Here is a 25,540-nt window from a genome sequence, read left to right on the forward strand (position 1 = left end):
AGAGGCGAGTGACGAGTCAAAAGCGGTTAGGCTTGAACAAAGTGAAAGAGAGCAGCATAGGCGCTGGCTGGTGTCGTGGGCTTATAGCCCTTATTCAAACCACCCGTTTGACGGGTGGTCATGATTTTGGCTTAATGCGTTTATTCTTGTAGTAAAAAGATATAATCACTGATTGCTTATTCCTGAGGGTGACCAGGTGTTGGATCATAGAACTGTCAATATCATAGAGTCATATCACTCCCTTTTTTCTCAACTTATACATCTTTTATCTATCTTCATAACTTAATTTCATACAAAAAGCACCCCAATTGTTAGATTTTGTGCCTAACTTTTGGGGTCAGTACAGAAAAATCTAACTTTAGGGGCTTTTCTTATGAGAAGGCGATTTTTTCTTTCCAGTTGTCTATTAGTTACATTCCAAATCTGCGCCTAATGGCCACTTCAACAATTTTGGGGTTGCTATATCACTCAAAATCGTTACTCGATGACCAGCAACTGACTCCGATTTTGATTGTCATTTCGTTTTACGATAGAGCCAATAGCCCCAGGCACAAAAGAGCAGGCAAAACAGTTGGAAACAGGCTACCCTTACAAAATGATGGGTCAGACTGCCAATCAGAATCATCAAAGATCCCGCCATAGCCAGCACAGGCGCTAGCAAGCCTGTCAATTTATTCGTAATTTTTCCTTTTAAATAGTGCCTGAGGACCGCCAAATGAAGGAGGTTTAAGGTAACATTGTTGAAGACCAAGGTAATTTCACTGATGTCACTTCCTGGTAACAGATTGAATTTCTGGACCAGATAGTGAATAAAAAGATAGGCAAGCGTCACGATTATCACAGACACCGCGGCAGGAATCGATAGCTGATACTTGAGGTTGAGCTTAGCCATAGCAGGTGATGGTATCCAGCCTCGCTCCGCAAAAGCTTGGGGCAAGCGCATGGTCGCTAAAATCAAACCATTAACCACACCCAGAACCGAAAGCAAGACCACAAGTAGCAAGAGTTTTCCAATCCCTGCTCCAAAGAGCTGAACCCCCGCAAAAGTAATCGCCTTATCCCCCGTAGACATGATAAAGCTTGGACCTAAGAGATTGTTCATCCCATAGAAAAAGAGAAGATAGATACCAAGGATACTCATGGGTCCAATAATAAAGGCGCGTGCTAAATTTTTCTTGGGATTTTTAATTTCTGGCGCAATATTAGCAACAGCTGTCCAACCTTCAAAAGCAAAAGCCAGAGGAACGAGTCCTGCCATCCATCCAATCCCAACAGCATGGGGCTCTACTATCGTCACTGTAGCAGGGATTTCTGGAGTAGGCGTCTGATGAAATAGACCAAGAAATCCAATAAGAATCAGAGGGATCACCTTGATCATGGTTGATAAGGTCTGGAAATATCCCCCTAAATGCCTAGAGTAGATATTCAAGCTTCCAAAAACAATAACATAGGCAGCTCCTAAAAGAATCTGTCCTCCTAACGAAGCATCGATTCCCAAAAATAAAAAGGTATAGATACCCGCTACCCAAGCTACAACGGCTATAACCGTTGGAAAATATAGATAGGCTGTAAAAAAACCAAGTGCTGCGGCAAGACCAGGATTAACATAGGCTTCAAAATAACTCGATAAGCCCCCACTGCCACTATTGCGCTGGGCTAGTTCAGAAAGCGACAAGCTTCCAAATGTCACAGACAAGGAGCCTAAGACAAGAACCAGAATTCCCAAACCCACATGGCCTCCTGTAAACGTCAAGATATCATCTGCCTTAAAGTAAATCCCCGATCCAATAACCACACCGACAATCAGAGCAATCGCCGTCCAGAGGTTATAGGCCTGCTTTGTAATCTTTTCCATAGTGCCCACACTTATTATTCGCTCCATATTATTTGTTAAATTATACACTATTTCGACCCCAAAAGCTAGGCCTTCTAAATATGTAGAACACTCTCACTCCACTAAGGATTTTAAGTTATCCAGTTTACAGATCATCAAAAAGAGACTCTAAACGACTGTGTAACCGTAGAGTCTCTGTTTCAGTTATAATTACCTATTATTGAGCCTTTAAGGCTTCAACATCACGTGCAATGACCAATTCTTCATCGGTTGGAACAACAATAACTTTAACTTTGGCGTCAGCTGTAGAGATAATGCCACTGTTGCCAAAAACATTCTTAGCTGGATCAATATCCAGACCAAACCAGCTCAACTCCTTCACGATTTTTTCGCGGAGTAAGGCATCGTTCTCACCGATACCGGCTGTGAAGATCAGAGCATCTGCACCATTTAACACAGCAAAATATTGGCCGATATATTTCTTCAAACGATCTGCGAACATATCAAAAGCCAATTGCGCTTTTGGATTACCATCTTTCATTGCGGCTTCCAAGTCACGCATGTCATTTGTCAACCCAGAAACACCTAGGATACCTGATTCTTTGTTGAGGGCATTGACAACAGCTGCCGCATCTTCCAAGCCAGGCACATGCTCCACCAAGTATGGGATAATGGCTGGGTCAATATCCCCAGAGCGAGTTCCCATCATAGGACCTGCAAGCGGTGTGAAGCCCATAGAAGTATCCACAGATTTGCCACCAGCAATGGCTGAGAGCGAAACTCCGTTTCCGATGTGGGCTGTAATCAACTTCAACTCTTCAATCGGTTTGTTCAGAATTCTAGCGGCTTCTTGAGACACATAGTAATGGCTGGTCCCGTGAGCTCCGTACTTACGCACTTGATAATCTGTGTAGTATTTATCTGCTAGTGGGTAACGGTAGGCAACTTCTGGAAGGCTAGTATGGAAAGCTGTATCAAAAACGGCCACGCTCACAATATCAGGCAGAATTTCCTTAAAAGCACGAATACCCGCAGCATTAGCTGGGTTATGAAGGGGCGCTAAACTAGATAGTTCTTCAATTTTTGCTAAAACAGCCTCATCAACCAAAACAGAGTTTTTGAAAACCTCACCGCCGGCAACAACGCGGTGCCCAACTCCTGTAATCTCAGAAAAATCAGTAATGATTTCAAAGCGTTTCAAATCATCCAAAAGCAGTTTTACTGCAACCGTATGGTCCTTAATTGATAACGTCTGAGATTCAGCACGGCCATTAAATTTCACAGTTGAGATCGCATCATCAAGACCGATACGTTCTACAATCCCCTTGGCCAATACTGTTTCTTCAGGCATTTGGTATAGTTGCCATTTCAGACTTGATGAACCAGCATTGATTGCAATTGTTTTTGACATATTGTTTCGTCCCCTTCTTCATTTAAAACGTTTGCATCTATTATACCAAAATTTTAGCTATTTTGCACCTTCTCTGCTCCATTTTTTAAAAGCTTCCATAAAGGCCTGCAAAGCCTCCCGATCCTGCAAACTATGCAAAGGATAGACAAAGGTTTCCTGCGCTTTACCAGTCTGTTTTTGGAGGATAAAGAGGGACTTCGCTAGTTCTTTCTTTCCGAAAAAGCCTTCTGGGAGACTAATGACTGCCACAAGCTGGGCTTCGGTCCCCAACCATTGTTTGAACAAGTAACTCTGTGGACTAGTCAAGAGGTCATTAGGCGCCAAAAAGATGCCATAACCATCCGCTTTGAGGTACTTGATTCCCTGAGCCATGAGTAAATGATGGGCGTAAGTATGCCCCTCTGGCGCAGCTAGACGAAAGCGGCTAGCAATCACATCATCAGGATAGTAGCCGATCGGAAGATCAGATAAAATGACATCGGAGGTTTTTAGCAAGTGTGGGCGAATCGCATCCCCTTGAACCAAGCGGAGATCAATCGCCATCACGTCCGCCATACTGGCAGATAAATCAATCAGAAGGTCATCCAGCTCAATCCCTAGATAATCCAAGGTCTTGGAACTATGATTAACCATGGTAAAGGCCAGATTCCCTGTTCCAGAACCAATTTCAATCACCTCCAACTTATCCTTCTCAAAGAGACAATCCAGGATAAAGACCAAAAGTAAACCAATGCTATCTGGTGTGAATTGGTGGTTGTACTGGAGAGGTTCTGACTGATTAAGCTTGATGAATAAAAACTGATAAACCCTGCGCCACTCTTCCTGAGTCAGCTTCAGTTGCCGCAACTTGTCATTATTGGCATTGAGGCCACCATCCTCCAGAAGGGCCTGCTTAGTGTAAGCCATGTTTTGCTCGATCAAGGCGTCGTAGCTGTTGGTCATCAGCTGGTTTTGCAGAGTCTGCACATTTTCCAACAAAAGCTCGTAAGCTTCTTCAATCTTTTCAAAATTCATGACTCTATCATATCAAAAATCACCTCATTTGGCTATTGATAGAAAAGGTGTATTGAAATGCCAAACCTGTTGTTAACTTAACCTCTATCGTCAATTGTTCCCCCTCCAGCAGGTATGCCGCCACCCCTTTATCGAACAACAGCTCCCCTTGCTGCTTATCCTGCTTGGCGTTTTTTAATGGCTTACTCAGGAGCAATTCTTTCCCAGCTGCTAAACCCGTTTCCCCCTTTTCGCGTTCGATCCCAGCTGTTTTGCCTTCAGATACTACTTGTTCCGTGAAATCTTTCTCGGCATCCACCTCCCCTGTTTGTGCTTGCTTCTTGGTCTCACTTGACACCTGCTCTTTGCGGTCTTGCTCTTTTAAGCGTAACTCTTCTTCGACCTTGTCTTTGGTCCAAATGGCTAGCGCGTAAGCTGTTAACGATTGCTGGCTAGCTTGATTGGTCTGAGCCATTGCTAATTGCCGATTCAGGTAGAATTGAAGCAAGAGTCCAAATAGGGAAAACAGAAGCAGGGCATATAACATAACCCCTCCCTTAATCCTCTTGGTCAAAACCATAGATAAAGGTCCTTTCTAAGCCGTTATTGAACTGGACATTGAGCTCGATGACATCCCCTGACTGGCTAATTTGAGAGTCTTTCAAATCTTGAAGCATGGGTTGGTAGCCTTGCAAGGACCAATTGGTTTTTCTGAAGTCGTCCTTCTTAGATTGCCCAAAGGCCAACTCCTGGCCAAATTTGGTAACATAGAGGCGATTGTTCTCCACCTTGACCAGACGACTCTGATCCAATTCTCGCTGTAGCTGGTCCGAAAAGACTAGCCAGTCCTTTCTGGTATCGCGACTTTGGTAAGCCATATCATAGGCTAGATTTTTACTCAAACTTTGAATAACCAAGAGGCTACTTGCAATGACTAGTAGGGCCACCAAAGCCTCCAATAGGGTAAAAGCCGATAATCTATTTTTGAGCAATTGCAAGTATCTCTTCTCCTTTCGCATAAATCTGTAAACCTGTTTCTGTCTTAGAGACCTGAATTTCCTGACCATTCCCTGTCAGATGAGATTGCCCTGCCTGTAGGGCCATCTTGGCCAGTTGGTAACCTTCTTCGCGCTCAAGCGCTTCTTGATGGTATTTGCGACTACTTGAAATCCCTCCTAAGACCAAGCTGACCAAAAGTGCTAGCAAACCTGTTGTGATTAATGATTCTAGGAGAATGTAAGCCTTAATCTCTCGTTTTTTTATATTTCCCACTCCCTAAATACAATTGATAACTGACCTGTTTCTGATCAGTTTGAAAAACCACCTTGCTCAAGGAATGATTCCCCCCATCCCGATCAAATTCAATCACCTGCGGTGACACTTGAAGGTCTGGTGGTAGGTCAACTTCCTGTAAGCCATTACTGATGGTGTCCTGATTAATCGTTACACTGATTTTTTGTCCCTTAGACTGACTGAGTCTTTGACTTTCTTTATAGAGATGCTCAAACTCCAGAAAAAAGAGTTCCTGTCTGACCTGGGAAAAGATGGGTTTCACCTGCCCAGAAAGGCTCATCACCAAGCCCGTCACCAAGGTCAAAACCAGTAAGCCTTCTAGCAAAGTGAACCCTCTGACAAACAGCCGATTAAGGGGCAACCGTTGGGGTCTTATCCGTATTTTTAGCATAATAGTCCTGATAAGCTTTGACTTGTTCCTGGGTGATGCTTCCTGAATTAACCAACTTAGACAGACTAGCTTCCTCAGTGTTTGACAGCTCATAGAGTTCCGCCTGACTCTCAACCACCTTAACCACAGCCGCTTTTCCAGTATTGGACACGGCCTCTTTTTGCTGACTTAAATTAGGCACAAACAAGAGCAATAAAACACTGATAACGAGTAATACAATCAACATCTCCACGAGTGTGAACCCAGAAACTAGTGTCTTTTTAATGTTTTGTAATTGTTTTTTCACAAATGAACCTCCATATTATGATAAATAGGTAAAAGCATGGCTGCATAAATCAGCACAATGACAAGGGCAACAAAGATAAAAATCAAGGGTTGGATCAACTGCATCCGCTTATTAATCGAGAAAAAGAAGCGATCCCAGCAGTCACTAGCATAAATCTCCAATTCTTGACCCAGTTTAGACTTCGCCTCACCATATTCAATAATCAAACTAAGCTCCGTCTCAAAAAAGGGATAGTCTTGTACTTTTTGATGGAATTGCTGTCCTTGAGACAAACTTTCCAGCATGTCCTGACCAATCTCTGCAAACAATCTTGATGGTTGATCCACCATAATCTGCAAAATTTGGGTCATTTCTAAGCCTTGTCCAATCAGATTGCCCCATTCTCTGGCATAATAGCCCGTCAAATAGAGCCGCAACAAACTCCCAAAACCAGGAATGCGTGTCATTTTACTATAAACGGGCAGTTGTCTGGTTCTTTTCAACCAAGATCGAAAACCGATAGTCGCTAAAAGCGTCACGCAAAAGAATCCGAGAAAAAGAACTGGGAAGTAACCGATCAGAACAGTTGCTAGATTTCCCTGCGTCAACTGCGGGAGCAAATAATTCTTCAGCCCCACCATCAACAGAACTAAAAAACCCACTAAAATCAACGGATAGGTAGCTACTTCAATCAGCTTCTTCTTAACCTTAAGGACCTGTTCTAGATAAGTTTCCACCTTGGCTAAGCAGAGGGATAGATTGCCATGCATCTCTGCTAGACTCAGTTGAGTGACTACTTGATCCGAAAACCCTAGTTGTTTCATAATCATGGCAAAAGATTGCCCTTTCAATAGGCCATCCTGCATTGATTGCGTATAGGAGTCTCCCAAAAGCTGGCTCCTCCTTAAAAAACTGATAATCTCTGTCAGATTAAAACCCGATGAGAACAGATTATTAAAAAGGGCAATGATTTTCTTTTGTTTAAGCAAGCCTAATTTTTTCGGTTTCCCTTTGGATTTCAGTGAGATGTCCTGCTTCAAAAAGCTGATCCATCTTTTGGTTCCACCGATCTGGCTGGTAGGCTTCAAAGTTTCTGTTTTCAAAATCGACAACACCTCCTCCTGCTAGCAAACGCTGGTAGTAAATCCCCTGTAAACTATTTTTCAACTCTTCTGGGCTAACGCCTAATTCTAAGAGACGGTCATAGACGCCTCTGATGGACCTGGCATGAATTGTAGAAAAAACCGTTGCACCGGTCAAACTGGCTCGCATAACTGCACGCGCTGTCTGACTGTCTCTTATCTCTCCGATAATCAGTAAGTCTGGACGATGGCGTAAGGATAATTTTATCAAGTCATCGTAAGTTGATCCTATCGCCTCATTGAGTTGGAGTTGGAGCATATCTCCCTGTTTGATCTCGACAGGATCTTCAATAGTAATAACCTGACGACCAGCAAAATGGTGCCTAGCTAAATGGTACATGAGAGAGGTTTTGCCACTCCCTACTGGTCCCGAAAAAAGGTAAAGCCCCCTTCCCTTGACTTCTTCAGCTAAAGATCGAATCGTCTCAAACCAAAAATCCAAGTCCTGATCCAAGTCATAGAGCAAACGAATAACTAAGCTCTCCTGACCTTGGTAGTCTCCAACCGTTGACAGCCGTATGGCAATCTGTCCCGTCCCATAATCATAGGTACAAGACCCGAGTTGACTCCTCCTCTTCTCACCGACATTCATCCCAGCGATAAACTTAAAATGTCCAATAACTGCTGACATCTTTTCCGCATCATAACTAGCAATAAAACGCCTCTCATCTCCCAGGCGAAAATAAAGCTCAAAGATAGCTCCTTTAGGCAAAATATAAATATCACTTACCCTTTCTTCGCTGGCTTGAGCTATTAACTTCCTGGCCAATTCTTGCGCCATAGTCACTCCCCTTTCCTCATTTTTTATAATGATGAATCCCTTGCAAACAGTCTATTTTCTTTAAAGCTGTGTAGGAAAGCTGTTAAATCAGCTTTTTAGCCACGGATGCTCTTCCGTCACTCAAAACTGTCGCCAAACCTAGCCAAAATCACTTATCTAGACTATCTAATGTTTCCACGTTTAAGATTCTTCTCCTATCAATTCGTAAGAATACAAAAAAAGTTGACCTGGGCCAACTTTTTATTCTGCTTTCCTTAAATGGCAAGCCTTGACACGTTTAGAAGTGACTACTGCTTGTTGCGGCAGCCAAGCCACTAGCTCTTGCTCCAATATTAACAAGGAATGGTACTGCTGTAAAAATTCATCACACTCCTCACACCACCGTTGCTCTTTGGGATCCCAAAAAACAGACATCTTATCTGTCCGATTTTCATACTGAGGCAAAATCTGAAAGAGTTTCTGCCATTCCTGTTGATAGAACCGCTCAGCTTGAGTGTAATCCTCAAAGTTCTGACACATCACAATATCTTCCTGCCAGCCCTCTAAAAACCACCAGGGTTCAAAATCTCCGTATAATTTAATTACTTGATACATAGCTTACTTCCTTGATTGGTATTATAGCCTAAATTTCATAAAATAGGAAAGAATTTGCTCAATTTTCACAATAAATCCCTTAATTCCTAACAATAAACTTTACTATCCTGTCAATTCGTGCCAATACAAAAGAGGCTAAGACATCGCCTTAACCTCATAATTGTAAACTCTTTCGATAAGCAACCCCAAAGGAAACGGCATTAAATTCCACCGCTTTCGCTTCCCTCTCAAGCTTTCATGGTCTCATCCTTAATTATTTGATGGCATCTGCAGCGACATCTTCACCAAACCACTTGTCAGAAATCTCACCAAATGCTCCATCAGCGTAAAGTTCCTTGAGAGCCTTGTTGATGTTATCCACCAAAGCCTTATCCGATTTGCGTGCACCGACTGCAAAAGCTTCTTCCTTGTAACCTGGTACCAATACATTATAGTCTGCAAGAATCCCTTCTTGAGCCAAATAATAGTTAGCATACACACGGTCAATCAAGAGACCATCGATACGATCATTTTTCAAATCAATTAACGCTTCGTTAAAGGTAGCATACTGAGTCGCATCTGCACCATCCACCAAATCCTTGAGAATTTCAGGATTCTCAGTGAAAACATGGTAGCCAGATGAACCAGCTTGAGCTCCTAATTTCTTACCAGCCATGCCTTTTGCAGTATCAATCCCTGAGGACTTCTTCGTTACCAAGACCTGCTCATTAGCCATGTATGGTTCTGTAAAGAGGACCAATTCCCGACGCGCATCGGTTGCAGTGTAGCCATTCCAGATCAAGTCAATGTTGCCATTGTTAAGCTCTTTTTCTTTCAGATCCCAGTCAATTGGTTGCCATTCGATTGTAATATCATATTTGTCAAAGACTGCAGTTGCTAAATCAATATCAAAACCAACGTTTTTACCCGAACTATCTTCAAACCCCATTGGTACAAAGGTATTGTCAAAGCCAATGGTAATTTTACCTTCTTTTTCAATGCTTGCCCAAGCATCCGTTGCCGCTTCTTTAGAAGCTGATTGACCACAGCCAACTAATGCCACACTCGCTACTAAACCAAGAGCACCTGCTAACCATTTCTTCATTTTCATATGTCTCCTCCTTTTTTGATGACCCTGCCATCAAAATTTAGTTCCCCCATTATATCTTTTTTTTTGCAAATTGTCACCGTTTTAAAAAATAATTATCAAAAACGTTCGTTTTTTCCTTCGCATTATCTGGACTTCTGCGCTTGTTTAATGCTTAGGCTCAATTTTAATGATTTGATCCGCAATATTCTCAGCAAACTGCATATCGTGGGTAACCACAATCTGCGTAATCCCAGAAGCCTTGTTTTCTAAAATCAGCTTTTCGACTTCCAAGCGCAACTCAGGGTCAAGTGCAGAAGTTGGTTCGTCAAACCCGATGATTTCTGGTGAAATCATCATGGCTCTAGCTAGAGCAACCCGCTGTTTCTGTCCACCAGATAACGAATAGGGATAGACTTTAGCATGGGCGGATAACCCAAGAGCTGTTAACAACTTCCCCGCCTTTTCTTCTGCTTCTTGCTTTGAAAGATTCATCGTCTTGATGGGAGATAGGGTCAAGTTTTCCATCACCGATAAGTGAGGAAAGAGTTGGAAGTCTTGGAACACAAAGCCCAGAAGATTACGTTGTTCTAGATGGTCCAAAGGAAGGGACTGGCCATTGTAGATTACTTCGCCAGAATCAATGGATTCCAAGCCAGCCAACATTCTCAATAAAGTCGTCTTGCCCCCACCCGATTGCCCAACAATCGCAATGATTTCTCCTTCTGGTATCACGAGGCTATAATTGCTAAAAATGGGTTTGTCTCCAAAGGATTTAGATATATTTCGTAATTCTAACATGCCTTCTCCTATCTGTAGTAATCAAATTTCTTCTCTACCTGTTTAGAAATAAGGGTGACAAGACCTATCATGAGTAGGTAAATGGCACCGGCAATGAACATAGGGGCTAGGCTAGCATCACGATTGGCAGCCGTTCGACTAGCCAATAGCAAATCCCCAACGCCAAGCGCATAAACCAAGGCTGTATCCTTTACTAACGTGATAATCTCATTAAAAATACTTGGCAATACAATCTTAACCACCTGCGGAAGGACAATATAGCGTACCGTCTGAACATGGCTTAACTTTAAAACCTTAGCCGCTTCGTATTGGCCTGAAGGAATAGCTTCGATTCCCCCTCGGAAAATTTCTGAAAAATAGGCCGCATAATTCAAAGTAAAAGCTATAATAACTGCCGGCATTCGGTCAAATACAATCCCTACACTCGGAAGCACATAATAGAAAAAGATCAATTGCAACAGAAGTGGCGTCCCTCTCATTATGAGGACGTAACTATCTAAGAACCACCGTAAGGGCTTGAACTTAATCTGCATCAAAAAAGCAACTAGGATTCCCAAGGGAATAGATAATACTAAAACAAGCACAAAAATATATAGTGTAGTCGTTGCTCCTCTAAGTAAACTGGGTAAGACTTCTAATATGTAAGACACTGATGTACCTCCTGTTAAACGACAAACACCCTAGTCAAAGAGGTAAGCCTTGAACCTTCCTCACACAGAGACGTTTTATCTTAAATATAATTAGATGTTTCTATATTATACCATAGTTCTTAAGATTTGCTAGCTCTTGCATGAAGAAAAGTCAGAAAATAAGGATTTTCTGACTTTTGATAACTTATTCAGTTTCAAGAACTTCTGCTACCACTTCATCTGGTTCAATGGTTTCAACTTCGTTAATAGCCTGAGGTTCAATGTTACGGTAACGTGCCATACCGGTACCAGCTGGAATAATCTTACCAATGATAACATTTTCCTTGAGGCCAAGAAGGTGATCGCGTTTGCCACGAATAGCCGCATCTGTGAGAACACGGGTCGTTTCTTGGAAGGAAGCTGCTGATAAGAAGGAATTCGTTTCTAAGGAAGCCTTGGTAATTCCCATCAAGACTGGACGTGCTGTCGCAGGAACACCACCTGAAATAACGACTTGGGCATTGGCATCCGTGAAGTCAGTAATGTCCATCAGAGTTCCCATGAGGAGATCGGTATCCCCTGGATCCATAACGCGAACCTTGCGAAGCATTTGGCGAACCATTACTTCGATGTGCTTATCACCGATTTCTACCCCTTGGCTACGGTAAACTTTTTGAACTTCCGAAAGGAGATAGGTTTCAACAGACAAGACATCGCGAACTTCCAAGAGACGTTTTGGCTGGATAGACCCTTCTGTCAAGGCTTGTCCACGGTTAACACTGTCACCCACTTCAACACGCATACGAGCGGTGTAAGGCACAATGTATTCACCATCGCCGGTTTGCCCTGAGACAAAGACTTTCTTGGTTCTTGTTGCCGCGTCTTCCTCGATGGCTGTGACTGTTCCTTTAATTTCTGTGATGACCGCTTCCCCCTTAGGATTGCGGGCTTCAAAGATTTCCTGAACACGTGGGAGACCTTGCGTGATATCAGTGTTTGAAGCAACCCCACCCGTGTGGAAGGTACGCATCGTCAACTGGGTACCAGGTTCACCGATAGATTGGGCAGCTACTGTACCAACTGCTTCCCCTACCTCAACAGCATCGCCGGTTGCTAGGTTTATTCCGTAACAATGACGGCAGACCCCATGGCGGGTGTTACATGTGAAGACAGATCGAATCGTCACTTGTTCTACGCCAGCTTCAACGATTTGACGGGCTGTATCTTCAGTGATTAGCTTATTGGCTCCAATGATGATTTCACCTGTCTCAGGATGTTTAACGGTTTTCTTCGTGTAGCGTCCTTGGAGGCGTTCTTCGAGTGGCTCGATCATCTCTTTACCATCTGTAATAGAGGTAATGTCCAAACCACGGTCTGTACCGCAGTCATCCTCGCGGATAATCACGTCTTGAGCAACGTCAACCAAACGGCGTGTCAAGTAACCTGAGTCAGCAGTCTTAAGGGCTGTGTCCGTCATCCCCTTACGGGCACCGTGAGTGGAGAAGAACATTTCGAGAACGGACAGACCTTCACGGAAGTTAGAGAGAATTGGCAATTCCATGATACGTCCATTCGGTGCAGACATCAGTCCACGCATCCCCGCAAGCTGGGAGAAGTTAGAAATGTTACCCCGGGCACCGGAATCCATCATCATAACGATTGGATTCTTCGGATCTTGTTTTTCGATCAAACGTTTCTCAAGAATTTCCTTGGTTTCACGCCACGTATTGGTAACAGCATTATAGCGCTCTTCGTCACTAATCAAACCACGACGGAACTGCTTGGTGATCAAGTCAACCTTGTCGTGAGCTTCTTCGATGACACTTTCCTTATCATCAATAACAGGAATATCTGCGATACCTACGGTCAAGCCAGCTAAGGTTGAATGGTAGTAACCTAAATCTTTCAAGCGGTCAAGAAGTGCTGAAGTTTCTGTTGTGCGGAAACGTTTAAAGATTTCAGCGATGATATTCCCCAAATTTTTCTTCTTAAATGGTGGATTAATCTCCAACTGAGCAATCTCAGCCTTGATATCTTGACCTGGTGTCAAGAAATACTTAGCAGGAACACCGTCCGTCAGATTCGCATTATTAGGTTCTTGCAGGTATGGTAATTCTGCAGGCATAATGGCATTGAAGAGGATCTTACCGATAGTTGTCATTAAGATCTTATGCTTTTGATCTTCAAGCCAAGGCTTATCCAGACTATCCGTCGCAATTCCCACACGTGTATGGAGGTGAACATAGCCATTACGGTAGGCCATGACTGCTTCATTAGCATCCTTGAAGACCATACCTTCGCCTTCACGCCCAGCGTCTTCCATGGTCAAGTAATAGTTCCCCAAAACCATATCTTGAGATGGGGTTACAACTGGCTTACCATCTTTCGGGTTAAGAATGTGCTCCGCAGCCAGCATGAGGATACGCGCTTCTGCTTGCGCTTCTTCAGACAATGGCACGTGAATGGCCATCTGGTCCCCATCAAAGTCAGCGTTGTAGGCTTCACAAACGAGCGGGTGAAGACGAAGTGCCTTACCATCAATCAAGACTGGTTCAAAAGCCTGAATCCCCAAACGGTGAAGGGTCGGTGCGCGGTTAAGCAGTACTGGGTGCTCTTTAATCACTTCTTCCAAGATATCCCAGATTCGCTCATCGCCACGCTCCACCATGCGTTTAGCCGCCTTCACGTTTTGAGCGTAGTCACGCGCAACAATCTCACGCATCACAAACGGTTTGAAGAGTTCAATAGCCATTTCGCGCGGCACACCACATTGGTACATTTTAAGAGTTGGCCCGACAGCGATAACTGAACGCCCTGAGAAGTCAACCCGCTTACCAAGCAAGTTTTGACGGAAACGGCCCTGCTTCCCTTTTAGCATGTGGCTGAGAGACTTAAGCGGACGGCTACCTGGACCTGTGATTGGACGACCACGGCGGCCGTTATCAATCAAAGCATCAACGGCTTCTTGCAGCATCCGCTTTTCGTTTTGCACGATAATCCCTGGCGCATTAAGCTCCAAGAGGCGAGCCAGACGGTTATTCCGGTTAATGACACGGCGGTAGAGGTCATTCAAGTCAGAAGCAGCAAAACGGCCACCATCTAACTGAACCATCGGACGCAGGTCCGGTGGAATAACTGGCAAGATGTTGAGAATCATCCATTCTGGCTTGTTGCCTGATTTATAGAAGGCATCCAAAACATCCAGACGACGAATGGCTTTGATGCGTTTTTGACCTGTTGCTGTTTTTAATTCTTCTTTAAGTGCAGCAATTTCAGTTGGAAGATCAACCTGTTTCAAGAGGTCTTGAATGGCTTCCGCACCCATTTTGGCAACGAAGGAACCTTGTCCGTATTCACGTAAACGCTCACGGTATTCACGTTCTGTCATGATGGACTTGTGCTCCAGCGGTGTCTCTTTGGGATCAATCACCACATAGGCCGCAAAGTAAATAACTTCTTCAAGAGCTCTAGGACTCATATCAAGGGTCAGCCCCATGCGAGATGGAATTCCTTTGAAGTACCAGATGTGAGAAATCGGAGCTTTCAGCTCAATGTGTCCCATCCGCTCACGGCGAACCTTGGCACGAGTCACTTCGACACCACAACGGTCGCAGACGATACCCTTGTAACGGATACGTTTGTATTTTCCACACGAACATTCCCAGTCTTTGGTAGGCCCAAAGATGACTTCATCAAAAAGGCCTTCCCGTTCTGGTTTCAATGTACGGTAGTTGATGGTTTCAGGTTTCTTAACTTCCCCATAAGACCATGACCGGACCTTGCTGGGTGAAGCTAGAGTGATTTGCATACTTTTAAATCGATTTACGTCAACCACTTAATATCCCTTTCTTATACTGTTTCAGCTAGTCGTGTTAGGACTAAACTGATGACTTGGATAGGCAACAAACTGGGGTATCCCCAGCTGCCTAAACGCACTCATGGTGTTGTGTTTAAAGATTATGTTTTGCTTTCTAAGAACTCAGAAGTAGCAAACTCTGTTATAGCATTTAGAAGGCGAGACACTCACACCATGAGGTTTTTAACTACGGTCAAACAGTCCACTGGACTTGCCCTGCTTCTTTATTTTCCGGCAGGGGTTAAAACAGTCCACTGGACTGTTTTAATCATCTGATTCTGCAGCGAAGGCAGCAGCAGCTTCAGCAGCGGCTTTTTGACGGGCTTTTTCAAGATCATCTACGTGAATGATATCGTCATCTTCGCCTTCATCCAAGTCACGGAGTTCTACTTCATTGTCATCTTCATCAAGGACTCGCATGTCAAGACCAAGCGATTGCAATTCTTTCACCAGTACGCGGAAAGATTCTGGAACACCTGGCTTAGGAATCGGATTGCCCTTAGTAATAGCTTCATAAGCTTTGAGACGACCGGTCACATCATCTGACTTGTAAGTTAAGATTTCTTGAAGGACGTTTGATGCACCGTAAGCTTCCAAGGCCCAAACCTCCATCTCCCCGAAACGCTGACCACCAAACTGGGCTTTACCCCCGAGTGGCTGCTGGGTAACAAGAGAATAAGGTCCGGTTGAACGAGCATGGAGCTTGTCATCCACCATATGGTGGAGTTTGATCATGTACATGACCCCAACAGACACACGGTTATCAAATGGCTCACCAGTTCGTCCATCATAGAGAATAGTCTTGGCATCTGAGTTCATTCCAGCTTCCTTAACAGTCGCCCAGAGGTCTTCTGAAGACGCACCGTCAAAGACTGGGGTTGCGATATGGATTCCCAAATTGCGAGCCGCCATACCAAGGTGAAGTTCCATAACCTGACCGATATTCATCCGAGATGGTACCCCAAGTGGGTTCAACATGATATCAACCGGTGTACCATCAGGAAGGTACGGCATGTCCTCCACAGGAACGATACGGGATACGACACCCTTGTTACCGTGGCGGCCGGCCATTTTATCGCCGACCTTGATCTTGCGTTTTTGAGCGATGTAGACACGCACCAGCATATTAACGCCTGATTGGAGCTCATCCCCATTTGCACGGGTAAAGATTTTCACATCACGGACAACACCATCGGCACCGTGTGGCACACGAAGAGAGGTGTCACGCACTTCACGTGATTTGTCCCCAAAGATCGCATGGAGGAGTCGTTCCTCAGCTGACAGATCTTTTTCACCCTTAGGAGTAACCTTACCTACCAGGATGTCGCCTTCTTTGACTTCAGCACCAATACGGATAATCCCCATTTCATCTAACTGACGAAGGGCATCCTCACCGACGTTTGGAATTTCACGGGTAATTTCTTCAGGGCCTAACTTGGTATCGCGAGTTTCTGATTCGTATTCTTCCAAGTGGACAGAGGTATACACATCCTCTTTCACAAGGCGCTCACTCATGATGACCGCATCCTCGAAGTTATACCCTTCCCAAGTCATGTAGGCAACGATTGGGTTTTGACCAAGAGCCATTTCCCCGCGTTCCATAGATGGACCATCTGCGATAAAGTCACCTTTTTCAATCTTGTCACCAACTTTGACTAGGGTACGTTGGTTATAGGCTGTCCCTGAGTTGGAACGGCGGAACTTCGTCACTTTATAAATATCAAGCGAGCCATCTTCACGACGAACTTCAACCTTATCAGCATCTGCATAGGTAACCGTTCCATCATGCTGAGCAATAACTGCCGCACCAGAGTCATGGGCTGCTTGGTACTCCATACCCGTTCCCACATAAGGTGCTTTTGGATCAATCAATGGTACAGCCTGACGTTGCATGTTGGCTCCCATCAAGGCACGGTTGGAGTCATCGTTTTCCAAGAACGGAATACATGCTGTCGCAACGGCAACTACCTGCTTAGGAGAAACATCCATGAAATCCGCTTGGTTAGCTGGAAATTCTTGGTTATTCCCTTGATGACGTCCCATAACGATATCACTAGCAAATGTACGGTCTTCGTTAAGCGGTGAATTAGCCTGAGCGACAATATATTCGTCTTCCTCATCCGCTGTCAACCAGACGATTTCATCTGTTACCTTACCTGTTTCACGATCAATCTTGCGATAAGGTGTCTGGATAAAGCCGTATTGGTTAAGATGACCATAGGACGACAAGTTGTTAATCAAACCAATGTTGGGGCCTTCTGGTGTTTCAATCGGACACATGCGCCCATAGTGAGTGTAGTGAACGTCACGCACCTCATAACCAGCGCGGTCACGTGTCAAACCACCAGGACCAAGGGCTGATAGACGGCGTTTGTGGGACAGCTCAGACAGTGGGTTATGTTGGTCCATGAACTGAGACAACTGTGAAGAACCAAAGAATTCTTTCACCGCAGCAGTCACTGGTCGGATGTTAATGATGCTTTGCGGTGTCAAGACCTCGTTATCTTGAACAGACATTCGCTCACGTAAATTACGTTCCATACGGGTCAAACCGATGCGGACCTGATTGGCCAAAAGTTCACCAACCGCACGGATACGGCGGTTCCCCAAGTGGTCAATATCATCCACTTTTCCTAAACCTTCAGCAAGATTGAGGAAATAGTTCATCTCTGCCAAGATATCTGCCGGCGTAATCGTACGGATACGTTCGCTAGGATTGGCATTACCGATAACATGAATCACACGATCTGGGTCTGTTGGAGCGACGATCTTGAACCGTTGAAGCTCAACTGGCTCTGTCAAAACAGCCGAATCATTAGGGATATAAGTGATTTTGTTGAGGTCACCGTCCAAATGCTCTGCAATCGAATCGATCACTTGGCGAGTCAACACTGTTCCAGCTTCAACTAGAATTTCACCAGTCTCGGGATCAACAAGAGCTTCTGCGATGGTTTGGTTCAGAAGACGAGTCTTAATGTTCAGTTTTTTATTAATTTTATAGCGACCAACCGCAGCAAGGTCGTAACGACGACGGTCGAAGAAGCGTGCGTTCAAAAGGCTACGAGAAGAATCTGCCGTCTTTGGTTCACCCGGACGCAAACGTTCATAAATTTCCTTCAGCGCCTCATCTGTCCTTGAATCCGCAGGGTTCTTATGGAGGTCTTTTTCAATGGTGTTGCGAACAATTTCGCTGTCACCGAAAATATCAAAAATCTCATCATCCCCTGAAAAACCTAGGGCACGCACCAAGGTAGTGAAAGGAATCTTACGTGTCCGGTCGATCCGAGCATAACCAATGTCTTTTGAGTCGCTTTCCAGTTCCAACCAAGCGCCACGATTGGGGATAACGGTTGAGCCATAGCCCACTTTTCCGTTCTTATCCACCTTATCGTTGAAATAAACTCCCGGTGATCTCACCAATTGCGAAACGATAATCCGCTCCGCACCGTTAATGATGAACGTCCCCATTTCCGTCATCATTGGAAAATCGCCAAAGAAAACTTCTTGGGTCTTGATTTCACCCGTCTCTTTATTAATCAAGCGGAAAGTGACAAAAATCGGTGCAGAATAGTTGGCATCATGGGCACGCGCCTCTTCTAAGGTGTACTTAGGTTCGCGCATTTCATAACCAACAAACTCCAACTCCATCGTGTCTGTAAAGTTGGACACTGGAAGCACATCTTCAAACACTTCCTTCAACTCGCGGTCCAAAAATTCTTTGTAGGAATCCGTTTGGATCTCAATCAAGTTTGGTAAATCAAGAACTTCTTTAATCCTTGAAAAACTGCGACGGGTCCGATGTTTCCCGTACTGAACGTCATGTCCTGCCAAGTCGTTAACTCCTTTTCTAAGATGGCACCGAGAAAGCTAATCCTCTCTAGCACCTGACTCAAGGCTAATTGCCTTCACTCCATTCATTTGTCCTTTTTATATCATTTTCAGAATCTTTAAGTTTATGTAACAAACCTAAAAAATCCTAAAAATAGGCACAAAAAGAGCAGCTAAATCTTCCTTTTATCAGTTGATTTAACTGCTGTTAGTCTTATTTGGACAATATTTCAAACAAAACTACGACAAATCGTTCTTATTATTATAGCTCATTTTGTCTTGTTTTGCAAGTTTTTATGTCTGGTTTTATGGTTCAGATTCCGCGACAGTTTCTTCACGAGTCTCACTATCTGCTTCTTGATTGTCTCCTCGCCTTGAACTACTTGCAGATGTCTCTTTCTCTTTCTCTTTCTCTTTCTCTTTCTCTTCTTCTTTGTCTTTCGGCTCCTCTTCTTCTCTATCCTTTAGCTCTTCTTCGGCAGTAACATTTCCTAAAATCCTATCCCAGGCCTTAGCATAGTCACTATCTGTTCCACCAATCGCAAAACGATAATTAGTTACTGGCGCTCCATTTTTTGCCCAATAGCTAGTTGTAGTTTCCCCACCAAGGGTAATTTGACGTCCATTAATATGAAGCGTCCCTGGGCGCTGCCCAGTCATTTTTAAGACGGTTGAGGCTATAACACTATCATCTAATTGGAAGCGAGCGGATAAATCCCCAAAGACATTGGGATCCGCTGCATAAATAGCTGCCGCCATCAAAGCCATGTAACGTGAATTTCGGTTGTACCCCGCATCATCTGGCATGCCCGTATTATCATCGTGCCCTGCCCAACCGGTGAGCGTAATAGTCGGTGTACTGATGCTCAACCAGACATCCTTATAATAGTCTGTAGAGCCCGTTTTGCCAATCCAATCGGCACCTGCCAAATGACCGTTAGCCGAACGTAGATTTGACAAATAATAAGTTGTCGCTCCTGAAGTAATAGGACCTCTTAGGAGCTGTTGCATAATCGTTGCTGCCGCTGGTGAAAAGACCTGAATCGGTTCCGCTTGATGCTGGTAAACAGCTTCTCCTCTTTCATCAACTATACTTTCCACCATATGGTACTTCTGATAGACGCCATTATTTGCCAAGGTTTGATAAGCATTAGCCAACTGTGCAACAGTTACTTCCGCCCCAGAACCTAAGGGAAGACTCTCAATCCCATACTCTGGAATATGGATGTTCATCCCTTCCATATAACTTTTGACATCTACACCTGTGTTACGCAAAAGGCTGTAGGTCCAGTAAGCGGGGATATTCTGAGACTGATTCAAAGCATTTTGGAGAGGTTCCATTTGGGTCCCTGAACTCACCCCATGCATAATTTTCTGGCCACTGGCATAGGTCGCTGGGTAATTTGACAGAAGTGAAGCTGAACCAAGTAAACCTTGATCCACCGCAATCGCATAAGGCAAAATCGGTTTGATACTGGAACCTGGTGATCGGTAGGTCGTTAAAGCATGATTGACCTGATTGGCGCCATAATTATAGCCGCCCACAAAGGCAATAACAGCCCCTGTCTTATTATCCAAGAGAACATTCCCTACCTCAACAGGAGAGGTACCATCTTGCAAGATTCCTGAGTTAGCCACGGCCGCCGCCTGCATGGCATTATAAACGGTCTGATTAATGGTCGTCTTAACTGTATAACCACCCAAACTCAGCTCCTGCGCAGCCATTTCCTTGTAGGTCGCCACTTTTTCAGCATTTTGCAAATCCGCTTCCGTCAATTTATCCCTTGCGACCAAAAGATTATAAATAATGTCTTGAGCTTCTTCAACGACCGCATAATAAAGATAGTCTCCACTATCTGTCACAATCGGCTCCCCAGGTAAAAAGTCTTGGGTGATATCATAAGCGGTGTAGATCTCATAGTCATCCTTACTTAGGGCACCCGTCCGATACAAATTGTAAAGGACATCGTGAGCTCTTCCCAACCCATAGGCTAAATTTTCAGGGGACTTCAGAGTGCCGTCCGCCGCGTATGGCGAATACACAATCGGACTCTGCGGGAGCCCAGCAATGAAGGCTGCTTGAGGAATTGATAATTCAGCTGCAGAGACCCCAAAGATACCGCGTGCCGCCTCTTCGACACCAGCAATATTTTGACCATGATGATTGCGACCAAAGGAAGAGACATTGAGGTAAAGTGTCAAGATTTCATCCTTAGTAAGATGCCTCTCAAGCTCTAGCGCATAGACGATTTCAGACGCTTTTCGAGAATAAGTCAACTCATTGCCGACGACCTGCTGCTTAATTAATTGTTGAGTCAAGGTAGACCCACCACTAGATGATCCAACCCCTAAAGACCCTAAGGCCGCCCTGAAAATCGCTTTGGGAACGACACCCTTATGGTTCTGAAAATTCTCATCTTCTGTTGCAATTACTGCTTGCTTGACATAGTCAGAAATAGCCTCGCTAGGAACTTCTTTACGCAGTAGATCTGATTTAACTTCCGAAATCATCGTCCCATCTGCGTATTGCAACTGCGAGATGCCTGTAACTTGGCTAGCACGACTGACTAAGGTTTCCTTATCCATCGGCTCAACAACTTCAAACAAACTACCAATATACCCCAGGGCTACCCCTGACCCAAACATACCAACCAGGAGTCCTAGCACAAACAAAATATTAAAACCGATTTTAAACCATCCCAAAAACTTGCCCCCAAATTCCCTGATTGGATGTGGCTGTCCCACCTTTATTTTCTTTAGCTTTTCAAAATCAAACTTAGCCATAGTAACTCCTTATACTCGTCCCATTATAACAAATTTACTAAAAGTTTTCCATTCCTACATGAATTGTGTTATAATGTGACCATTACTGAAAAAAGGAGAATAGCCGATGAATATCTTTGATGAACTCAAAGCCCGTGGCCTCGTCTTTCAGACGACAGACGAAGACGCCCTCAAAAAAGCCCTAGCAGAAGGGACTGTGGCCTATTATTCGGGCTATGATCCGACAGCCGACAGTCTTCACCTCGGACACTTGGTGCCAATTTTGGTCTGTCGTCACCTGCAATTAGCGGGACATAAGCCTTATCCGCTGGTGGGCGGAGCGACTGGTCTCATCGGCGACCCATCCTTTAAGGATGCGGAGCGGAGCTTGCAAACCAAAGAAACCGTCGACGGTTGGGTGCAAAAAATCCAAGGGCAGCTCTCGCGCTTTCTTGATTTTGAAAACGGAGCAAATAAGGCTGTTATGACCAACAACTACGACTGGTTTGGCAGCATTAGCTTCATTGATTTTCTGCGTGATGTCGGCAAGTACTTTACCGTCAACTACATGATGGGCAAGGAATCCGTAAAAAAACGCATTGAAACAGGCATTTCCTACACCGAATTTGCCTACCAAATCATGCAGGGATATGATTTTTACGAGCTCAACCGCCTCTACGATGTGACCCTACAAATCGGCGGCTCCGACCAGTGGGGCAACATGACCGCAGGTACCGAATTGCTTCGCCGAAAGGGCGATAAGACAGGACACGTCATCACTGTTCCCCTCATCACCGATAGCACTGGCAAAAAATTTGGCAAGTCCGAGGGTAACGCTATCTGGTTGGACGCGGACAAGACCAGCCCTTACGAGATGTACCAGTTCTGGCTCAATGTTATGGATGCCGACGCTATCCGTTTCCTCAAGATTTTTACCTTCCTGTCTTTGGAAGAAATCGCTGAGCTGGAAAGCCAGTTCCTCGCAGCACCACATGAACGCCTTGCCCAGAAAGTTCTAGCAAAAGAAGTCGTGACCTTAGTACACGGTGAAGAAGCCTACCAGCAAGCCCTCAAGATTACCGAGCAACTCTTTGCAGGCAACATCAAAGAACTCTCTGCTAAAGAGCTCAAGCAAGGACTCAGCAACGTACCAAACTATACCGTTAAAACCGATGACAGCCACAACATCGTAGAACTGCTCGTCACCTCAGGTATTGTCAACTCAAAACGCCAAGCCCGTGAGGATGTCCAAAATGGTGCCATCTCCCTCAACGGCGACCGCATCCAAGACCTCGATTACCAACTGACTGATACAGACAAAATCGACGGAGAACTGACCGTTATCCGCCGCGGCAAGAAAAAATACTTTGTTTTGACTTATTAAACCGACTAACCAAAAACCTGCTAGAGTCTAAAGTGTAGACCCTAGCAGGTTTTTTCAATTATCTTTTTAAGAATCGTTAATCACTTGAAATCGTCAAGTGGAGTTTATCATTTTTTACGCCCACTTTCAGCAGACTTCCTGCTGATAGTTGACCACCTAATAGCTTTTCGGCCAACGGATCTTCCAAATGGGTCTGAATCACCCGGCGCAAGGGCCTTGCCCCCATTTCTGGATCATAACCTAATTTAGCCAATACTTTCAAAGCGGATGGCTGAATCTTCGTTTCAATGCCTTTTTCTTCTAGACTAGCAAGCAGAGGCTTGATCATTACCTTAACGACTTCCTGCATGTGCTCCTGACTCAAACTGTGGAAGACGATTTTTTCATCAATTCGGTTGATAAATTCTGGCCGATAGTATTTTTTCAACTCCTCGAAAATACGTTTTTCCATATTTTGGTGATCAAAACTGATATCCTTGGCCCCAAAACCAACCGTCTTATCATCCCGAAGCGCTGTTGCTCCAAGATTGGACGTCATGATAATCAAGGTATTTGAAAAATCCACTTTACGCCCACGACTATCAGTTAATTGCCCATCATCCAAAACTTGAAGTAAAATGTTAAACGTATCCGGATGAGCCTTTTCCACCTCATCAAAGAGAAGAACAGCGTATGGCTTGTTGCGAACTTTCTCCGTCAACTCACCGCCTTCTTCATAACCTACATAGCCTGGGGGGGCACCGTTAAGGCGACTGGCGGCAAATTTTTCCATATACTCACTCATATCAAACCGAATCAAAGCTTCCTCATCATCAAAAAGCACCTCTGCTAAGGCTTTAGCCAGCTCCGTCTTGCCGACCCCTGTCGGACCTAGGAACATAAAGGAACCAATAGGTCGTTTGGCTTGACGGATTCCTGATTGATTCCGACGGATTGCACGACTGACTGCTGAAACAGCTGAATCTTGACCAATAACGCGTTTGTGCAGTTCTGATTCCAAGTTAAGGTAGCGTTTGGCATCTGTTTTCGTTAACTTAGTCACGGGAATGCCAGATAAGCGGCTCAATGTTTCTAAGATATCTTCTGAACGCACCTCAATAAGGGATTGGTTTGTATCTTTATCTAGTAATTTTGAAGCAGCAGCCCATTTTCCAGCCATCAAGGCCTGGTCAAGCGCATCCAATTCAGGCCGAACACCGACAAACCCCGCTCGGTTCTGGGCAGTAGCTGCCGCCTCATCCAAGAGATCTATGGCTGAATCAGGAAGATTTTTGCTCGTCAAATAACGCTTGGCATAGCGAACCGCAACATCAACGGCTTGGTCAGTGATTGCAACCCCGTGGTAGGCCTCATAGGCCGGGCGCAAGCCCAGCAAAATAGATTTAGCATCTGCCTCAGATGGTGCCTCTACGACAATTTTGGCAAACCGTCGGGATAAGGCCGAATCCTTTTCAATATGTTTCTGAAATTCCTCTTGGGTCGTCGCACCAATCATGTGTAAGGTCCCACGCGAAAGAGCCGGTTTCAAGATATTGGCAGCATCCATGGTACTGTCAATCCCACTGCCACTCCCCATAATAGTGTGTAGCTCATCTACAAACAGAATCACGTGACCATCTTCTTCTATGTCTTCAATGATATTATTCATCCGCTCTTCAAAGTCACCCCTGAAGCGGGTCCCCGCAAGCACTGCCATCAATTCCAACTCTAAGACCCGCATCTTAGCCAAGGTCTCAGGAACTTCTCCTTTGGCAATACGCTGGGCAAGACCAAGGGCTAGAGCTGTTTTACCAACCCCAGCAGCACCGACTAACACGGGATTATTCTTGGTTTTTCGACTCAAAACTTGAATCATCCGAGAGATTTCGTCATCTCGGCCAATCACAGGTTCCATTAGCCCCTGCCTTGCTGCTTCTGTCAAGTCCTTAGTATAATCTTCTAGACCACCGCTAGGGGTGTTAGGCATGCCCATCATATTGGCAGTCTGATTTCTGTTACTCACCTGCCCCTTCATCATGGCACGAATAGCCTTAATCTCTGCCTTACCAATACCAGCTTTTTGCTCCAAATTCTTGCGGAGGTCGATCAAAGAAGGCTCGTTCTCCGCCTGACCAGCTCTAAAACCAACCTCTTCCAGTACACGACTAGCTACAGAAGAGCCGTCTAAAATAATCGCCAAAAGCAGATGTTCCGTCCCAAGCTCCTTGGCTTTGAGGCTTTGGGCAATGGACTCAGCAAATGTTGTCAAAGCCATCAAACGTTTAGAATGAGGGAGGAGGTCAAAGTCTCCTACCTCTTCTCGCATCTCTTTTTCAGTGATTTTATAGATCGCACGCTCATAATCATCAAAGTCAAAGTCAAAATCCATCAAACTAGCACCTGCAATTGACTCCAGATTTCCGATAAAGCTCAACAAAACATGCCAGGATTCAACCGCCTGGCAACCGTAACGCTGGGCAAGAATTTGACCATCTTCCCAAGCGACTCTCATACCATGTGATAACTTCAT

General features: G+C 44.7%; 19 protein-coding genes. 1 reads left to right on the forward strand and 18 read right to left on the reverse strand.

Translation table 11 applies throughout. From position 1 onward, the window contains the following. Positions 1-514 precede the first annotated feature (514 nt). From HF992_RS09480 to HF992_RS09560, 17 genes are all read right to left on the reverse strand, one after another. Positions 515-1,855: an APC family permease gene (locus HF992_RS09480; protein WP_168549795.1), complete on the reverse strand. Its 1,341-nt coding sequence runs from the start codon at positions 1,853-1,855 to the stop codon at positions 515-517. Positions 1,856-2,051: 196 nt separating this feature from the next. Continuing rightward, a complete protein-coding gene (locus HF992_RS09485; protein WP_168549796.1) occupies positions 2,052-3,245 on the reverse strand; it encodes an acetate kinase in 1,194 nt (397 codons plus the stop codon). Positions 3,246-3,302: 57 nt separating this feature from the next. Then, positions 3,303-4,259, reverse strand: a complete 957-nt coding sequence (locus HF992_RS09490; RefSeq protein ID WP_168549797.1) for a class I SAM-dependent methyltransferase — start codon at positions 4,257-4,259, stop codon at positions 3,303-3,305. A 19-nt stretch (positions 4,260-4,278) separates the two neighbouring features. Further along, positions 4,279-4,785 (reverse strand): competence type IV pilus minor pilin ComGG, encoded by a 507-nt coding sequence (comGG, locus tag HF992_RS09495; RefSeq protein ID WP_168549798.1) that lies wholly within the window; start codon positions 4,783-4,785, stop codon positions 4,279-4,281. A gap of 10 nt (positions 4,786-4,795) precedes the next feature. Further along, positions 4,796-5,257, reverse strand: a complete 462-nt coding sequence (gene comGF / locus HF992_RS09500; RefSeq protein WP_168549799.1) for a competence type IV pilus minor pilin ComGF — start codon at positions 5,255-5,257, stop codon at positions 4,796-4,798. Beyond that, positions 5,217-5,510 (reverse strand): competence type IV pilus minor pilin ComGE, encoded by a 294-nt coding sequence (gene comGE / locus HF992_RS09505; protein ID WP_168549800.1) that lies wholly within the window; start codon positions 5,508-5,510, stop codon positions 5,217-5,219. Before comGE ends, comGF begins: the two co-directional genes overlap by 41 nt. Further along, on the reverse strand, positions 5,482-5,922 hold the full coding sequence (gene comGD / locus HF992_RS09510) for a competence type IV pilus minor pilin ComGD (protein ID WP_168549801.1): 441 nt from the start codon (positions 5,920-5,922) through the stop codon (positions 5,482-5,484). The genes comGE and comGD overlap by 29 nt, the downstream gene beginning before the upstream one ends. Beyond that, on the reverse strand, positions 5,882-6,208 hold the full coding sequence (gene comGC, locus HF992_RS09515; RefSeq protein WP_168549802.1) for a competence type IV pilus major pilin ComGC: 327 nt from the start codon (positions 6,206-6,208) through the stop codon (positions 5,882-5,884). Before comGC ends, comGD begins: the two co-directional genes overlap by 41 nt. Further along, complete coding sequence (comGB, locus tag HF992_RS09520) at positions 6,205-7,275, reverse strand: competence type IV pilus assembly protein ComGB (RefSeq protein ID WP_281346981.1); 1,071 nt, start codon at positions 7,273-7,275, stop codon at positions 6,205-6,207. The genes comGC and comGB overlap by 4 nt, the downstream gene beginning before the upstream one ends. Then, on the reverse strand, positions 7,169-8,110 hold the full coding sequence (comGA, locus tag HF992_RS09525; RefSeq protein ID WP_168549803.1) for a competence type IV pilus ATPase ComGA: 942 nt from the start codon (positions 8,108-8,110) through the stop codon (positions 7,169-7,171). Before comGA ends, comGB begins: the two co-directional genes overlap by 107 nt. Before the next feature lie 240 nt (positions 8,111-8,350). After that, positions 8,351-8,704: a DUF1033 family protein gene (locus HF992_RS09530; protein WP_168549804.1), complete on the reverse strand. Its 354-nt coding sequence runs from the start codon at positions 8,702-8,704 to the stop codon at positions 8,351-8,353. Between the two features lie 253 nt (positions 8,705-8,957). Next, positions 8,958-9,794: an amino acid ABC transporter substrate-binding protein gene (locus HF992_RS09535; RefSeq protein WP_168549805.1), complete on the reverse strand. Its 837-nt coding sequence runs from the start codon at positions 9,792-9,794 to the stop codon at positions 8,958-8,960. A 144-nt stretch (positions 9,795-9,938) separates the two neighbouring features. Then, positions 9,939-10,571 carry an amino acid ABC transporter ATP-binding protein gene (locus tag HF992_RS09540; RefSeq protein ID WP_168549806.1) on the reverse strand — a complete coding sequence of 211 codons (633 nt, stop codon included), beginning with the start codon at positions 10,569-10,571 and terminating at the stop codon, positions 9,939-9,941. A gap of 8 nt (positions 10,572-10,579) precedes the next feature. Further along, entirely contained in the window at positions 10,580-11,221 is a 642-nt protein-coding gene (locus tag HF992_RS09545) for an ABC transporter permease subunit (protein ID WP_168549807.1), read from the reverse strand. A 184-nt stretch (positions 11,222-11,405) separates the two neighbouring features. After that, the gene (rpoC, locus tag HF992_RS09550; RefSeq protein ID WP_168549808.1) at positions 11,406-15,035 is read right to left on the reverse strand and encodes a DNA-directed RNA polymerase subunit beta'; all 3,630 of its coding nucleotides are present in this window, start codon (positions 15,033-15,035) and stop codon (positions 11,406-11,408) included. Positions 15,036-15,320: 285 nt separating this feature from the next. Further along, positions 15,321-18,887, reverse strand: a complete 3,567-nt coding sequence (gene rpoB, locus HF992_RS09555; RefSeq protein WP_168549809.1) for a DNA-directed RNA polymerase subunit beta — start codon at positions 18,885-18,887, stop codon at positions 15,321-15,323. 303 nt (positions 18,888-19,190) lie between these two features. Further along, positions 19,191-21,668 carry a transglycosylase domain-containing protein gene (locus HF992_RS09560; RefSeq protein ID WP_168549810.1) on the reverse strand — a complete coding sequence of 826 codons (2,478 nt, stop codon included), beginning with the start codon at positions 21,666-21,668 and terminating at the stop codon, positions 19,191-19,193. A 106-nt stretch (positions 21,669-21,774) separates the two neighbouring features. Between HF992_RS09560 and tyrS the strand changes: the two genes are divergently transcribed. Beyond that, a complete protein-coding gene (tyrS, locus tag HF992_RS09565) occupies positions 21,775-23,031 on the forward strand; it encodes a tyrosine--tRNA ligase (RefSeq protein ID WP_168549811.1) in 1,257 nt (418 codons plus the stop codon). A 76-nt stretch (positions 23,032-23,107) separates the two neighbouring features. On the opposite strand, the gene HF992_RS09570 is transcribed toward tyrS, so the two are convergent. Beyond that, entirely contained in the window at positions 23,108-25,540 is a 2,433-nt protein-coding gene (locus tag HF992_RS09570) for an ATP-dependent Clp protease ATP-binding subunit (protein WP_168549812.1), read from the reverse strand.

Origin of the sequence: Streptococcus ovuberis (assembly GCF_012396585.1) — a bacterium.
GTDB classification, from domain to species: Bacteria; Bacillota; Bacilli; order Lactobacillales; family Streptococcaceae; genus Streptococcus; species Streptococcus ovuberis.

Bases quoted from the DNA above. Each gene is read 5' to 3' on its own strand.
- tyrS (WP_168549811.1), top strand. From the start codon at position 21,775: ATGAATATCTTTGATGAACTCAAAGCCCGTGGCCTCGTCTTTCAGACG.
- HF992_RS09480 (WP_168549795.1), bottom strand. From the start codon at position 1,855: ATGGAAAAGATTACAAAGCAGGCCTATAACCTCTGGACGGCGATTGCT.
- comGD (WP_168549801.1), bottom strand. From the start codon at position 5,922: ATGCTAAAAATACGGATAAGACCCCAACGGTTGCCCCTTAATCGGCTG.
- HF992_RS09570 (WP_168549812.1), bottom strand. From the start codon at position 25,540: ATGAAGTTATCACATGGTATGAGAGTCGCTTGGGAAGATGGTCAAATT.
- HF992_RS09485 (WP_168549796.1), bottom strand. From the start codon at position 3,245: ATGTCAAAAACAATTGCAATCAATGCTGGTTCATCAAGTCTGAAATGG.
- HF992_RS09530 (WP_168549804.1), bottom strand. From the start codon at position 8,704: ATGTATCAAGTAATTAAATTATACGGAGATTTTGAACCCTGGTGGTTT.
- HF992_RS09535 (WP_168549805.1), bottom strand. From the start codon at position 9,794: ATGAAAATGAAGAAATGGTTAGCAGGTGCTCTTGGTTTAGTAGCGAGT.
- HF992_RS09490 (WP_168549797.1), bottom strand. From the start codon at position 4,259: ATGAATTTTGAAAAGATTGAAGAAGCTTACGAGCTTTTGTTGGAAAAT.
- comGG (WP_168549798.1), bottom strand. From the start codon at position 4,785: ATGTTATATGCCCTGCTTCTGTTTTCCCTATTTGGACTCTTGCTTCAA.
- HF992_RS09560 (WP_168549810.1), bottom strand. From the start codon at position 21,668: ATGGCTAAGTTTGATTTTGAAAAGCTAAAGAAAATAAAGGTGGGACAG.
- HF992_RS09540 (WP_168549806.1), bottom strand. From the start codon at position 10,571: ATGTTAGAATTACGAAATATATCTAAATCCTTTGGAGACAAACCCATT.
- comGF (WP_168549799.1), bottom strand. From the start codon at position 5,257: ATGCGAAAGGAGAAGAGATACTTGCAATTGCTCAAAAATAGATTATCG.
- comGA (WP_168549803.1), bottom strand. From the start codon at position 8,110: ATGGCGCAAGAATTGGCCAGGAAGTTAATAGCTCAAGCCAGCGAAGAA.